This window comes from Pantoea sp. X-Soil-TKNS-1207 (genome assembly GCF_059730485.1).
On the sequence record NZ_AP035960.1, the window covers coordinates 186,735 to 202,414 of the forward strand.

At 49.1% G+C, this 15,680-nt stretch carries 10 protein-coding genes; 6 read left to right on the forward strand and 4 right to left on the reverse strand.

Annotated features, from left to right (window positions below):
- Positions 1–6: 6 nt before the first annotated feature.
- Complete coding sequence (locus AC6I8V_RS24235) at positions 7–1,293, reverse strand: methyl-accepting chemotaxis protein (RefSeq protein WP_497846945.1); 1,287 nt, start codon at positions 1,291–1,293, stop codon at positions 7–9.
- Between the two features lie 292 nt (positions 1,294–1,585).
- On the opposite strand from AC6I8V_RS24235, the gene AC6I8V_RS24240 reads away from it, so the two are divergent.
- The 5 genes from AC6I8V_RS24240 (at position 1,586) to AC6I8V_RS24260 (ending at position 10,218) form a co-directional block, all read left to right on the forward strand.
- Positions 1,586–2,902: an MFS transporter gene (locus AC6I8V_RS24240; RefSeq protein ID WP_497846946.1), complete on the forward strand. Its 1,317-nt coding sequence runs from the start codon at positions 1,586–1,588 to the stop codon at positions 2,900–2,902.
- 321 nt (positions 2,903–3,223) lie between these two features.
- Positions 3,224–4,792 (forward strand): serpin family protein, encoded by a 1,569-nt coding sequence (locus AC6I8V_RS24245; RefSeq protein WP_497846947.1) that lies wholly within the window; start codon positions 3,224–3,226, stop codon positions 4,790–4,792.
- A 92-nt stretch (positions 4,793–4,884) separates the two neighbouring features.
- On the forward strand, positions 4,885–8,043 hold the full coding sequence (locus AC6I8V_RS24250) for a pentapeptide repeat-containing protein (protein ID WP_497846948.1): 3,159 nt from the start codon (positions 4,885–4,887) through the stop codon (positions 8,041–8,043).
- A 78-nt stretch (positions 8,044–8,121) separates the two neighbouring features.
- Entirely contained in the window at positions 8,122–8,430 is a 309-nt protein-coding gene (locus tag AC6I8V_RS24255) for a hypothetical protein (protein WP_497846949.1), read from the forward strand.
- A gap of 138 nt (positions 8,431–8,568) precedes the next feature.
- A complete protein-coding gene (locus tag AC6I8V_RS24260) occupies positions 8,569–10,218 on the forward strand; it encodes a hypothetical protein (protein WP_497846950.1) in 1,650 nt (549 codons plus the stop codon).
- Between the two features lie 32 nt (positions 10,219–10,250).
- Here AC6I8V_RS24260 and AC6I8V_RS24265 read toward each other — a convergent pair whose 3' ends face one another.
- Positions 10,251–11,177 (reverse strand): LysR family transcriptional regulator, encoded by a 927-nt coding sequence (locus tag AC6I8V_RS24265; protein WP_497846951.1) that lies wholly within the window; start codon positions 11,175–11,177, stop codon positions 10,251–10,253.
- Positions 11,178–11,284: 107 nt separating this feature from the next.
- Between AC6I8V_RS24265 and AC6I8V_RS24270 the strand changes: the two genes are divergently transcribed.
- Complete coding sequence (locus AC6I8V_RS24270; protein WP_497846952.1) at positions 11,285–11,722, forward strand: ester cyclase; 438 nt, start codon at positions 11,285–11,287, stop codon at positions 11,720–11,722.
- Positions 11,723–11,733: 11 nt separating this feature from the next.
- Here the strand turns inward: AC6I8V_RS24270 and AC6I8V_RS24275 are convergent, their stop codons facing one another.
- Positions 11,734–12,633 carry an alpha/beta hydrolase gene (locus AC6I8V_RS24275; protein ID WP_497846953.1) on the reverse strand — a complete coding sequence of 300 codons (900 nt, stop codon included), beginning with the start codon at positions 12,631–12,633 and terminating at the stop codon, positions 11,734–11,736.
- 55 nt (positions 12,634–12,688) lie between these two features.
- The gene (locus AC6I8V_RS24280; RefSeq protein WP_497846954.1) at positions 12,689–14,986 is read right to left on the reverse strand and encodes a TonB-dependent siderophore receptor; all 2,298 of its coding nucleotides are present in this window, start codon (positions 14,984–14,986) and stop codon (positions 12,689–12,691) included.
- Positions 14,987–15,680: the final 694 nt, after the last annotated feature.

Here is a 15,680-nt window from a genome sequence, read left to right on the forward strand (position 1 = left end):
TGGTGATCACACATCCAGTCGATGGATGACGTTGACGAATTCATGCACGCCTTTATTTATTTCCCGCAAACTGCGCGACAGATCGCTGATTTTATCCTGCTCAGTGACCACAAATTGCTTCACCTCATCGAGCTGCATATACATCTGCTGAATCAGACGCGCATTCTCTTCCACCACCTCGCTGATCTTTTTGGTGGCGGTTGAGGTGGAGGCCGCCAGCCGACGCACTTCGCCTGCCACCACGGTAAATCCGCGTCCGGCTTCCCCGGCCCTGGCGGCTTCGATGGCAGCATTGAGGGCCAGAATATTCGTCTGCGAGGCAATGACGTTGATGGTTTCCACCACTTCGCCGATGCTTTTCGCCGAAGCATTCAGCTGGGCGCCAATCTCGGTCGCGGCGTTGACCTGTAACGCGACCAGCCCGGAGTTACGCACGGTCTCATCCAGCACTTCGTTGGCGTTATGAGTGATTTGCGAAGTTTGTTCCGAGGTAGTGACCGCGATATCCGCCACCCGTTTGGCGGCTTCCACACGGGCGGTGATATCCGAGGCGATCTTTATCACCTTGTAGACTTTGCCGTCGGCGTTATACACCGGGTTGTAGCTGGCTTCGAGCCAGATACGTTCGCCGCTGGCCGTTTTGCGTTCAAAGCGACCAACAAAATGCTGGCCACTGGCGATTTTCTTCCAGAAATCCGGTTTCTCGCGATAAAAGCTGTCATAGCAGAAGATGCGATGATGCTGGCCGACGATCGTCGACAGCTCATAACCCATATGGGTAAGGAAATTGTTGTTGGCGTTGAGAATGTGGCCGTCGGGCGTGAATTCAATCACCGCCATCGAGAGGTCCAGCGCGGTGATCACCGCCTCTTTGTGCTCCAGTTCCTGATGGCGTTCGGTGATGTCGGTTGCCACCTTAATCACCTTATACACCCGGCCTTTATCATCGCTGACCGGAAAGTAAGTGGCGCTGAGATAGAACCGCTGATGCTGTTTGTTGAAACGTTCAAAAATGCCGTTCACCGACTCGCCAGCGGCGAGTGTCTGCCAGAAGGCGCTGTAGCTGGCTGACTGGCTGTAAGCCGGGCTGCAAAATATCCGGTGATGTTTGCCCTGAATCTCGCTCAGGCTGTAGCCGGTAACCTCAAGAAACTGTTGATTGGCGCTGAGGATTTCCCCATCGGGCAAAAACTCAATCCATGCCACATGCTGTTTGATCGCATTAATGTCCTTCGCGACCCCGCCATCTTTAGAAAAATGCAGAGAAAGGCCTGATTTGTTCACACCAAACATAAGACACCCCAGGAGGTTATCGTTCACTTGTTAAATTAAGTGCGAGCAGGAACCCAACCGGGACCTGCATCATTTTCCCTGCGGTACACTTCGGAATGTGTCTCTCTGCACACTTGGGTGTGCAGGCCGGGAGAGTATTGTCTTAACCTGCCTGGTGTTTTCGAAAGCAAAGCGGGACAGACCCGCAACGGTCTCTCCTTGAACTGATATCGGCATAATAGACAAAAGTTTGAGGAAAATGTCTATTCTTACGATGACCACGTTCTGTTTTTCCTGCAATACATGGAGTTACATGCGAAAAGTTCTTAACACCTTTTTACCCCTGTACGCCACCACGCTGCTGATGCTGCTCGGCGCCGGGCTGCTCACCACCTATGTTTCCCTGCGTCTGGCGCATGAACAGGTAAGCGGCACATTGATCGGCGCCATCACGGCGGCGAACTATGTCGGACTGGTGATTGGCGGCAAAGTCGGACATAACCTGATCGCCCGCGTCGGTCATATCCGTGGCTATGTCGCCTGCGCCGGCATCATTACCGCCTCAGTGATTGCCCACGGACTGACCGATCAGATCCTGTTATGGATCTTTCTGCGTCTGGTCATTGGGCTGTGCATGATGTGTCAGTATATGGTGCTGGAGAGCTGGCTGAACGATCAGGCGGAATCCTCACAGCGCGGACTGATTTTTGGTCTGTATATGGTGGCAACCTATCTGGGCCTGAGCGGCGGCCAGGTGATCCTCGCGATGCAAAACGGTTTTGGCATCAGCACCCTGCTGATTGTTGCGCTCTGTTTTGCGCTTTGTCTGGTACCGATCGCGCTGACCACCCGCACCAACGCCCGGCCAATGTCACCCGCGCCGATGGAGCTGGGCTATTTTATTCGCACCATCCCGCGCCTGCTGGCGACGACGGTGGTGAGCGGCATGGCTATCGGTGCGTTTTACGGGCTGGCGCCGGTCTATGCCAGTCGTCAGGGCTTCAGCACGGAACAGACCGGGCTGTTTATGAGCCTGAGCATTTTCGCCGGGCTGGTCGCGCAGTTTCCACTGAGCTGGCTGTCGGATCGTTTCGATCGCCAGCGATTGCTCTTTTTTATCGCGCTGCTGTATGGCGTGTCGGCGCTGACGCTGGGTTTACCCTGGAGGCTGCCGTTTCAGCTGCTGCTGGGCATCGCGTTTTTCGTCAGCATGATGCAGTTCGGGCTGTATCCGCTACAGGTGGCGCTGGCGAACGATCAGGTGATGTCGGAGCGGCGTGTGTCTCTGACGGCCTGTCTGCTGATGGCGTTTGGTATCGGCGCCAGCATCGGGCCGCTGGTCGTGGGGGCGCTGATGCAGCCGTTTGGCGGCCATGTGCTCTATCTGTTTTTCACCCTGTGCGCATTGCTGATCGCCGTGATGAATCGTCCGGTTAAGATGTTGCCGGTGCCCACCACCGAAGTGCCGTTGCCTCATGTGGTGATGCCGGACAGCCTGGCGACCTCACCGATTGGTGCGGCACTGAACCCGGTGCTGGAGGAGGAAGCGATTCAGGCCACGATGGTTTATCCGGACGCATCGGCGGAAGAGGCCTCCGTGGATGATACGGTTGATGAAAAACAGAGTTAACAGTGCCATTAAATAGCCTCGCCAGCTGATTTTGTTAATTGCGGTGCCTGTTTTATGTGGTTGCTTAACGATGTTATGAAAATTCAATGAACATGGACGTTCATGCACATATTTCCCTCCAGCCGCTCTGATAATTTTATGATTTTAATTTTCTGTTAACCAGAAGGCATTCTGGTAATGGTGATTTCTGCTACTCTTCGGTTTCCATAAGTGATTAAAGTAACGCGTCCGGTAATTAACCGTTTCGTTGGGAATTTCTGTTTTTCCGATATTTGTAATCGTAAAACAGCTAACGTCAATCTCTCAAAGGAGTGAATATTTATGGATGGAATAAATCCTGCTGCTAAAAATACCGCAACACTGCAATCTGACACTACACCCTATAATTCCGAATCATTGGGACCCATCACTTCCAGCAATACGCCCGCCAATCCGGCCACGTTACCTCGCGCTTCCGGTTCAACAGCATCATCCTCTGTAGTTGAGCAAGTATTCGATGCGAAAAGAGCCAAAATAGCATTGCCTGTCATCCCGCCCGATGTCGAGCGGGCCGTCGTGACGACGCATATGAATGTGGATGCGACCTATGTTTTAGGTCATGCGGGTTCCACCAATAATCAGGTCATTACGCCTAAGAATATTTATGATGTGTTTTCATTGAAAGCAAACTTCTTAAAAACGTGGAGTACCGAAAGCTACAATAGGTTTGTAACGCTGATAAAAACCAACTGGAAACTCACCGGTTTTACCAATGGTGCATTTGTTGATCTGATACGCAGGAACTGCGAAGAAAAGACAAATGACAAGTTAATAAGCCGATCATATTTAGTTATGTCCAACAACTGTCAGCCGATCAGTCAGGACACGAAAAGAGAAATTGATATAAAAATGAGGAACAACCATCTTTATCTGGCAGAACGAGGGGACTCTGACCTCTTGCCGCTGGAGAAAGATCTGGCGGAATTTTCAGGCATTCTCAAAGGCGCAGGCGTTCCAGTCTCAGACAATGCAGAATTAGGCTCCTTACTGGCAGCGCAGAACTTAACATTAAGCAAAAATCCGTCAGAAGACAGGAATAATTTAAGATTACTTGCCGAGCTGGGGCTTTATCAGCCGGGAGCACAGGATGCGGAACGCAATGTTAATGATGAAAAAATCGGCGTTATAAAAGTAAAAGATGCCTGTGAAGGCCTGGATGAGATTCATCGTCTTTTGGATCAAGCGGACCCAACACTGCCCAAACCCGAAAAACTGGATTTTATTCCCTGTTCTTTGCTGATAAGCCGCTATGCCGGTGAGTGGGTGAATAAATTTACCACGCTGCCACCACCAACCGAACCCAATTTCACCCTGGCGGATAACACAAAGATTCAGTGTCCATTTATGAGTAAAAAATTAGATATCACTGATTATAATATCTCCGGGTCCGGACTGGACAAAGAGATCAGGATTTTCTCTATCCCGGTAAAATCAGAAGAAGGCGCCCCGGAATCGAAAGTCATCTTTGTCAGCAACCTGAATAAAAGTATGAATGATGAGGCCATAAATAAAATAAACACCGTAATCAATAAAATACTCAAAGATCAGATACAACAAGATATAAACGAACTTGAGCTTTTTATGCCAAAAATTGCGACAGTGATCAGAAATGATGGCCATATTCGTGAGGACCTCCATGATCTTGGACCACGCGTGCTGATTAATCAGAGATGCGATGAGGTAACAAAACTGAACGTTGATGAAGAGGGGACAGTAATGACAGGTTACAGGCACACTCACAGCGCATTAGGTATGGTGCGCAGTCGTATCCTGAGTAAACCTTTTGGCATGTTTTATTGTAGCGGAGATAAAGTGGATCTTATCGGCATGATAAACGATCCGACTAAATAGCAATAAAGTGAGTTAATAAAACCAGCGTCGGATGCCGGATAACCGCATCCGGCCTGCTTTGCTTCTTTCTGTTTTATTTGTGGAGGGTGATAATGGTAGATAATATTGCTTGCGATGCGATTACCCAGCAAAATATCCATAGTGAAGAGGATGTGAATAATATTATTGCAGGCGTCAATCGCAGGATTTTTGAGCTTGCGCTTAATGTTTTTAATCCCAACATGACTGCAAAAATTCACAAGGCACTCAGCAATATTGTCGCCGCCAATTGCTTCTTACCCACCGTTAACGAGAACGATGAAAATGGCATCTTTCATATTGAAGAAATTGCTACTGAAACCTTTTGTTCATTAATGAGGATGGCGAAGGAAGGTTGGTCACAGGCACATTATGAGTTACGTGACAATTTTATCAACTTCATAATATTTTTGCGCAGTAACAACGACACCGTACTACGTGAGCGATTGATCAATCTCTGCCAGGAAAAAATCCAGCAAGACAACCCATTCGGTAATTATGATCAACTTTGTCAGTTGCAGATGAATACGCCGCCAGGGGAGGTTTTGCAATTTATTATCGACAATGGCATCAGTACGGATGTCCTGAAATGTTTTTTATGGAAGAATAGCGACCTTTCAGGTTTTGCTTTTCCTGCCGCGCTTGATCTCTCCGGTATAGATTTTACTGAAAGCCAATTTTGCCATACAACATTGATCTCAACGTCATTCTTCCAATGTATCATGAAGTGTTGCTGGTTTATCGAATGTCAGGCGAATGAAATCAACCTGTCAGGTTGTGATCTTGAAGGCGCGCTGTTTAAAGATTCTGCTTTCGATCGACCCAATATCACTTACTGTCTGCTGCGCAGCGCCCATTTTATCGGCGTTAGCTTCACCGAAGCGGATTTTTCACATAGTCGATTCATATCTGCCGTTTTTAATATAGGCAGTATCACGAAGAGTAATCTTAGCCATTGTGATATGAGTAAGGCTTCGTTGCAGCTGCTGAATATTGCTGATTGCGATCTGTCGCGTGCGACACTCCCTCACTGGGGACAGATGGTTACGGCCAGCATAACCGACTGCCGCTCTCCCGATGGGAATATTAATATTGAAGAACTTAATTTTTTAGAACGCGGAAGTTTTCATGCCAGAACTTTTCTGCGCATCTCGCTGGAAAATCAACTTTATAGCGGGCAGGGGATAGCGGCTACCCTCAGATCGATTTGCCATAGCAATCCGGAACAGAACCGAAGCAATGGTTTAAAAATTCTTTATTCAATATTACCGGATATCAGATTCCTGAGAAACGCCGATAATAGCAATCCACTGATTGCCGATAGGCTTCATTATCTGAGCCTCGCTATCGTCGCCTGCGTGGCAACGCTGGATTACCAGACAGGATCCGAACCTCAGGACCGTTATTATAATTTTATCACTGCATGGCTGAGGGATGCGGTAACGCGCGCTGAGTCAGGCAATAGCATCGTATTACCTGAAACTTCAGCGTTTACCTGCCTGGCGTTTCTAAATGTCATTAAAAAAGAGATCAGTAGTCTGGACAGTCATATTCTCTATTTTGCCAAATATTCTGGCGTGGTTGCTTATCTGCTTTTCCATCTGGACAGAATTTGTGAAACAGACGCTAATATCGATATTGAAAGCAAGATTAAAGAGTTCCGTCAATTCTGGTGTTCAAAGGTGTCGCCTGACATCAGAATGAAGTTTGCTGAGATGCTGTGTGATATTGAGGAAGCGGATTTTTATCTGCTTATCGGTAAAAAAAGACATTACGTGGTGTTAGATAGAAACTATCCCTGCTTTGAAGATTTGCTACCTGCACAGACAGCAGAAAATTCAGCACTGCCAGCCGCAGATGAAGGCATTATGGATGTCTTTCAACGACGGCTGCTGAATAAAAAAGAACAAGAAAATAACATCAGTAAAGGTTATGTTGTGGGGCTGAACGATGAGCAATGTCGGTTTATCCTCGAGAAAGAGGATCTGGAACAACATAATCTGCTGGAATTTTTCAATGAACGTCTTAAGGCTGACATAAATGGGATGAGAGAGTTACTGGGTTACTCTACATTACCCCATACCAGCCCGGCTACCTTTGAGCACTTTCTTGAAAACGATAACTATCTTATCGCCTTTCAGAAACAAACTTTACCCCGTCTGGTGCGGCAAATGGCGCTCCTGGAGCAACATTCGTGGTCATTGCCAGCCGATAAACATCCGGCAATATTGCGCAGCGAGTTGAGCGATGTGCAGACCGCGATAAATAAGCTCTATCGCGATGGGGAATTCTCCGCATATATTGCTTCACTACCAAATGTCAGCAATGAAAATACCCGGAGGCGCGTTACTAAAAATTCGGCGTTAGCTATAAGATTTAATCAGCTGCATAAAGCTCTGGAAGCCGCTCAGAAAAAAATAAATGAAATTGATGATCTGCTCTTTATAAATAATGAAGAGGTAAAAACGATTAAATCTGTTATCGGTCATAATAAGTCACTGGTCAATATTCACGGGCCTATGTTGATTTTTATTAGTCTATTTGGCGAGTATGTAAGAAAATCTATCGTGAATACAGATAACGTCATGCTTGGTCATCTTATTGCATCGATGAGTAAATTTTATCGAGAGGGAGTGCTGTATAATTTGGATAAATGGGTAGATGATGAAAGCGACACATTTTTAAATAACCTTTTTTACGCGTTGCACAAAGCTAATGAAGATGAGGAAGAGAAGTTGCCTTTAGCCTACGAAAAACTGGTTATGAATTTTAGTCAGGCCTGTATGAGCACCTATCAACTGCCCCTGAATGATATCGTAAAAACCTCCGCCCGCTGCGCGCTGTTATTAGCACTGGTCTTTTCCGAAATCACTTCAGCCCAGGGGTTAGGAGATGAAACCCGATCTCCCGGAGGCTTAAGAATACATGCATACTTATTGTTGGTTATGTCAGAAGAGAATGATCCTGAACTGTATAAAACACAAACTGATAAAGAGAATTTAGCAGACTGGAAAAGAATCCTTAAGGGACAGGTGACAGGAAAATATTCCAGTTGCACCGCAATCCTCTCCAATAAAATGAAACGCGCCATTGATGTGATGGGAAACGATGACAAGCTACTGCAACAGATGACCAATAATTTTATGCCAGCGAAATTTCGTTATCACTGGGGGCGTGACTATGGCAGGCGTTTGCATGTTTTCACCCCGGCGCACCCCGGTCCGTACAGATAAAAAAGAGAGAAATATGCTCATAACTCTCTGGACAGGTTGTACACTGATTGCCAGCTATTCACCAAAGGACGACATGCCATGAACGACAAAAAAATGATCTCCATCGATCAATTCAGCGCTGACGAAAGGGTCGAAGTGGAGGAAATCTTCAAAAGCCTGGTGCAGAAGCATCGGCAGCGAACCGGGAAAGAGCCGGATGCGAAGAAAGAGAAAGAATTTACGGCTGAAGCCAGACAACAGGTTATGTCGGTGAAACTGGCGAAAGAGAAAGCGAAGGCCGATAAAGCGAAGAAAACACCGGTGCGCAGGAAAAAACCAGAATCGCTGGCAGCCAGTGAAGTCAGTGATTTTAACTGGTCTGCATCGGTGACCAAAGGGCGCAGATAGCGTCATCTGATGGGGACATTCCTGTTTTCTCAGATGAATAGATATGTTTCTAATTGTTACAAGATATAAATAATCATAACGTTAATCCAGATGTCATTTTATGGCCGTATGTAAAAAGTCGATGTGGATTAGGAAGTTATGAAAGATATAAATACGTCAAGAAGGAAATTGGTCGTCGGAAGTGGTGCGGCGGCCGTTAGTAGTGTGATTACGGGCGGTCTGCTGCCCAAATATGCGTTTTCACAAACATTGGTGAATGAAGCTTCTTATGAGGTCATGAACATTGCGGGCGTGAATAGCAGCGCGCCTTTTTACTTCATGCCTGCTGAGTCAAAGGCTTTGCTTGTTCAGCAAATCACAGATCTACTGAAAAACCGCCTGGAAAAAAGCTTCACACCATTGCTGGGTCAGGTGTTGGGGAAAACCATGCTTGGGGCGGTCGCGCCGGCTATCCTGATTATATTTGACCTTCTCTTCCCGAGTGGCATAACGATGGAGGAGATAAGGGAAGAGATTGATAAGCGCATAAAAACGGCGCTGGATGAGTATGAGTTTATTCAGATGCAGAAGAAATTTATTGCACTGATTGATGCTTATCTCTTACGCATGGAGTCCGTGAAGAAAAATAATTCCGGTATTGAAGATCAAACCAAATGGAGTTTAGGCAGCCCGGAGCAGTGGGAAGCCCTGATCTTCTGTTGCCTGGAAATTAAGAATTATTTCTACAATAACGAGCAATTCACCCGCTATTATGAAGCCGCCTCGTTGGTTAATGATTTTAACAGCATTTATTTCCTGGCGCTCAACTCCCGGTTGCAATGTTTTGACGACGGAGATGACGTCGGTAAAACCGTTGAACTGATGGAAGAATTCCTTCAGGGGCAATATAACTATCTGGAGAAGCTGGTGAATATTGCATTCTTTGATATTCACCATCCAAAAGATATTTATCTGACCGATTTTGGTACGCCAGTCTTCCAATGGCGTACAACAAACTATTGTCAAAATGGCAACTCGACCTCATTATCCGGTTACGATAAGTACGACAGGATTCGCTGGACGCATGATATGATCAGAGAGCGCCTGCGCTTATATCATCTGATGAATACTCAGGTGATAAACATGTGTGAAGCGCATTCTGTTATGGTAAGAAGCTTCAACAAATTATTTAATAAAAATCTCCCTGATGCACTATCCATGGTCAATACTTTTATTGCCGATAATTATGTGTCGGTTATGAATGACCTGTATCGTAAGTCTCCTTACGTTGATGGCGGCGGATATGCCGGATTAACCTTACCTGCGTTTAGTCCGGTGATGACATCCACCACCGCACCATTCGGCCCTGATGATATCTATGTCAAAATCCAGCAGAAAAGCTCCGTCATTCCCATGCGTCTTGCGCCGGGTGATTATCCGCATATCTTAACGCCGAATCGGCCGGGATATGTCGGTATTAACCTGATACGGGCAGAGATTCCGCGTGGTGTCAGAGTCATTTTTTATTCTGAACCTAATTTTGGTGAATACCTGGAAGAGGGCAGCGATGAGATTCGCTACAGAGGGCGGACTTATCTCAAGCCGCTGGAGGGCGTTACCGATTTCTCCGATCTTAATAAGATCCCCGATTTCACGGTTAGGAGCATGAAGATTCGCGTCGATCCTGCACACTGGTTTAGTGAAATTAGAGAGAAGACCATTGGTCGTCTCCCGCTGGTGGAATATAAGTATGCCGGTGGCGATGTCTGGACCACAGGCGAGATCGTGATGGCGCAGAAGCGCGGATAAAATCATCCGTCAGGGTAAGGGCGATATTTCCCTTACCCTGATGACGCCATTAAAGCGCGGGATTGCGCGCCAATCAGTTCTCTCAGCCATTTTTGCGCGCTGCTGTCATCGGAACGTCGGTGCCAGAGCAGGTGAACCGGTATCGCGGGTAACGCGAGCGGCGGCTTCAGCATCACAATATTTTCACTGGCTTCGCTGACTAACACGCTGCGCTGCAACACCGTGGCGACATAATTTGTCTGCTGCACAATGCGGGCGACGGCAGACATAGTGGGTAGCGTCAGACGAACCTCTCTGGATAACCCCATATCCCTCAGCCGCGCATCTACCAGTCCATAGTGATCCCCTTCCGGGGAGACCAGAATATGGTTCATGCTGAGATAGGTTTCCAGCGTCATGCCATTTCTGGCCGCTTCACTGTCACGCCGCACCACGGTGACAAATTCATCGCTGAATAATGGCTGTGACAGGATCCGGCTTTCAGATTTCGTCGGCAGAATGCCTATCACCAGATCGATTTTTCCATCATCCAGCAATGACACTGACTCATCGCGATCGATAAAGGTTCGTACATGTAAGGTCACTCCGGGGGCTTGCAGGCTGATGGCGTGCATAATTGCCGGCATCAACACCATTAATGGATATTCAGCCATCCCCAGCGTGAATGACAGATTTCTGTTTTCCGGGGTAAATTTTTCAACCGGCGCCAGCAGGTTGGTCAGCTCGCCCAGCGCGTTGGTGACATGCAATCCGATCTCTTTGGCCCTGGCGGTCGGGAGCAGCCCGGAGGCGCTGCGAATAAACAGCGGATCGCCAAAATGCCTGCGCAAGCGGGAGAGGGCGGCGCTCATTGCTGGCTGGCTGACTGCCGCTCTGGCGGCGGCACGGGTTACATTCCGTTCTTCCATCAGCGCGTCAAATGCCACCAGCAGATTCAAATCAAGCCCCTTAAAATCCATAAAACGAATACTCCTGTATATCCTTTATTTATTTTAATTATACCCGATGCCGGTGTGATACTCGCTGGGTAGTTCAGATTGCTCACCCAAAATCAGAGGAAATAGCGATGTCAGAGCAGACCACACAACGTCTTATCGCCGAACGCAAGGCAGTGGAAACAATCTATCAGGCGTTCAGCCAGCAGGATCCTGATTTGGTATATGAAGCGGTAACGCCCGACTGGCAGGATATTCCGCTGGCGCCGGGTCAGGCTGCCGGACCGGAGGGGCTAAGACCGATTATTGAAGGGTTCGCCGCGGCTTTCCCTGATGTGCAGATCGTTATTCATGATTTGATTCAGGTGCCGGGACAGATAGCCGTCCGGGCAGAAATTACCGGTACTCACAACGGCAGTTTTATGGGCATCGAACCTACGGGTAAATTTGTCAGCATCCGGTTGCATGAAATTCATCAGCTTAACGGCGAGCGGATTACCACCACCTGGCACCTGGAAGACTGGTTCGGTCTGTTTATGCAGTTAGGCCAGTTTCCCAGCCTTTCTTAGCTGCCAGAAGGTTATCTGACGGTGGCAGGGGGCCTGGCGGCGATATCCTGCAACGCCTGCTGAAAACCGGCGTCGAACATCTGGCCGTGGCTGAGGCCGGGATAGAGCCTGTAGGCCGCCGGTAATCCTTCCTCACGCAGCGATGCCACTGTGCTGCGAACCTTGGTCAGGATATCCGGGCCTGGCGCCCGGCGATTGCTGTCTGGCGCGCCACTGCCTTCCAGCAAATAGAGCGGCTTGTTACGGGCGCCCGCGTTATCTGTCGCGCGCAGCTGGCTGAGCATCCCGACATAATCACGGTTCAGTGAGGGACTGGTGGCGTAGTAGCGATGAAAAAACGGTGAGGATAAATACGCATCCAGCACAAAAATCCCGCCTAAAGAGTGTCCCCAGATAGCCCGTTGCCGGGGATCGATATGCACGCCTTTTTCGGCCTGCGGCGCAATGGTTGCTTCAAGCAGATGACGGAAGACAGGGCTGCCACCGCCCGCTCTGCCATGCAGCGCGGTGCTCTCTTTCACCGGCGGCGTGTAATCATACGACCTGGCGTTTAAGTCAAACGGCAGGTCGGTCTGATAGCCGATAACCACCAGCACCGGCGGATTTTGCTGTGACAGCGACTTCAGCAGATCATCTGATAACCGGTCCATGACGGCGTTACCGTCCAGCATATACAGCACCGGAAATCCTGCTGCCGGAGCGGGTTTATCGGGCACCGCCGTCCACACTTTGTAATGTCTTTTTCCGTCGGCGGAATCAAAGCGATTCACGCTGAAATGATAAAAAGCGGAGCCTTTATCCGCGATATTGGGTCCCAGCGGGGACATGTCGGGTCGCGCATAACCCTGAATTGTATAGAGCAGGGTAAAAAAGAATGCGGCCAGATATGAAGTGGTGCGCCAGTTTTTCATGCGGTGTCTCGTCACTCAGATAGCCTGCCTGGCGGCAGGCGGTTTTAGGTTTGGATTAGAAATGCAGGCCCACTTGCATGTAGTAAGTCCGGCCCGGTTCGTTGTAGGTATACGCTCCCGCACCATACAGATAGGCGCCAGTGGCGTCATTGCCGGTGGTTTGGGCGTTGCCTTCACGGAAGTGGCGTTCATCCAGCAGGTTATCGATGCCCGCCGTGACATCCATGTATTTATTCACGTTGTAGGTGGCGCTCATGCCGAACAACGCATACGGCGTAACTTGGCGGGTTTCCGTGCCAGACGTGGCCTCTCCCTTATAATTCAGTTTCTTCGGCTTCTGGCGGCCATACCATGTCATGGTGCCCTGAACCGACAGATCGTTGGTGGCCTGCCAGTCCAGCGTGGAGTTGATGGTATATTTCGGAATGATTGACAGATAATCGCCGGTGGTTTTGTTTTTGTTTTCGATGATATAGGTGAAGTTATTCTTCATCGTCACCGCTGCACTAAGCGGGAAGTTGAATGTCCCTTCCAGACCCTGAACCACCGCTTTCGGCACGTTCTCCCACTTATAAATATCCGACGTGCCGTTGGCGTACTGCGGTGAGTAGCCCGCTTCGATTTTGTCGTGATAATCATTGCGATACCAGGTCAGACCGGCCTGCACATCATCATGGTTATATTCGATCCCGATCTCTTTATTGACGCTGGTTTCGGCTTTCAGGTCGCTGTTACCCTGCAAATAGCAGCTACCGGCACTGGCGTAGCAACCCTGACCTTTGCTGTATAACAGGTAATTGGGGTTGGTCTGATACAGATTCGGTGCTTTCCAGGCGCGGGCGATGCCCAGCTTCAGGGTGAAGTCGTCGCCCAGTTCCTGCGACAGATTCAGCGCCGGGCTGATGTTGCTGCCTGAGACGTCCTGATGGTTGAAGCGCAATCCGGGCGTCAGGCGGGTTGAATCGGTCAGGTCGATATTGTCCTCGGTGTACAGGCCGTAAAGATTGGCCGAGCTGTATTTACTGCGTCCGGTGCCGGTAATACCCGCCACATCGCCACCCGAGGTGGTTTCGATATTTGACGCCGGATCTTTCATCGACTGATGATTCATCTCGGCACCGAAGGTCACGGTCTGACTCACCCACCAGTCGAACGGAATATTGATCTCGGAATGCAGGTTAGTGTCATACAGATTGATGGTGGAGAAGCCTTCATTCGAGGTATTGAATATACCGGCGATCCCCCCTGACAGACCCTCATTGAGTCGCGTATTGCGGGTTTTTTCAAACTGAACGTAGTTATTGGTGGAAACCCCGTTATCCCAGGCACCGGTGTATTTCAGACTCAGGGTCTGACGATAAAGAATGTTGGTTTCTTTACCGTAATATTTCTGTACCAGCGCGTTGCTGTTGGTGTTTTGCGTGTCACCCGCATACAGATTGCCCTGACGGCTGTAACCGGCATCCAGCTCCAGGGCCTGCATCGGCTGGAATTCCCAACGCAGAACGGCATTGATGTCTTTATTGATAAAACCTTCGCGACCCGATGGTAGGGTACCGGCGTAGGTTCCGGTGCGCCCGGCATCGTGTCCGCTGTTAATGTCCTGCGCGTCTGCCTGCGTTTTATTCCAGTTGCCATAAAGGCGCAGGGTCAGATTATCCATCAGCGCGCCGCTTAAGCTGGCGTTGTAACGACGGGTCGCCCCTTCATTCTTATGTTCCGGCACGTTGTAGTAGGTGTTGAAATTGCCGTGCCACTCTTTGGTTGCCGGTTTGGTAATAATGTTGACAACGCCGCCCATGGCGCCATTGCCATACAGCGCGGCAGCCGGGCCACGAATCACTTCGATGCGGTCGATCATCTCCGGTGGCACCCAGTTGGTATCACCACGGGTATCGCGTTCATCACTCCAGCCGTAGCGCACCGAGTTACGGCTGCTTACCGGCATCCCGTCGACCATAATCAGGGTGTTTTCCGGCCCCATGCCACGAATATCAATCTGGCGATTGTTGCCACGCTGGCCGCTGTTGGAGTTGCCGGTGAGATTCACACCGGGCATGGTGCGGATAATTTCAGAAAGGTCACGCTGGATGGGATGTTTTTTGATCGCCTGGCTGTCAATGATGGATACGCCCGGCGCCTGTAGCGTCTGCTCTCTGGCGGTCACCACCATATTGTTTTCGCTACTGCTTTTCTTATCGCCGATCGCCAGATCGTTACCCGACGCTTTATCGCTGGTCTGGGTCTGTTTTGGCTTTGTCACGGTTGGTGTTTCATCGGCCAGCGCCAGAGATATTCCCAGGCTCGCCGCAATCACCGAGGCCAGCACAGAGTATTTATACTTTACTTTCATAGCGTTACTAATCACTTTCCTGTGAAATAATAAGGCGAACTATAATGATAATCATTATTAATTACAACAAGGCATTTACGGGCTGGCAACATGCAGGAGGAAGCATTAAGGCCAGCCGGAAATAAAGGTGCGGCTGGGTTATTTCGGCGGTGGATAAACGTGGGTCGTTAGCGCAAAACAGGGGAGTTGTTAAAAAGTTGTGTTTTCATCCCCGGGCATCAATTTCCACAGGTTGTTGTTTTTGTCCGTGACTGCATAAAATGCTGTGGTGGCAAAGGTCCCTTCCGACAGCGTCATCGTTATTGCAATGATTTCCACATCGCGGAACCCCCTCGCCTTTAAAAATTCTGTGGTCCGTAACCCGGTAGATTTCCTTGTTCTGCGCCGACACCATGCTATCGCCAACCGGTTTGATATCAGGTCGCTGAGAAATAAATGAGGCATCAGGCCCTAACGCGTTTAATTGTTTTACTTCGTCGTCACTGATCGCCAGAACGGCATTTGCCGGAAGGTGCGCGAATAATGCGGGAAAATTGGTTTTAACCTGTGCAACCTGAGTTAATCCGTGAATTTTCGCCTGCCATCACTGGTTGTCACCGACAGTGGCGGGCCATCTGACAAGGCCGCACTCGCCATATGAGATATCGCCAGCTGAGCCGCGATAAAAAACACAGATTTGATATTCATAATGACT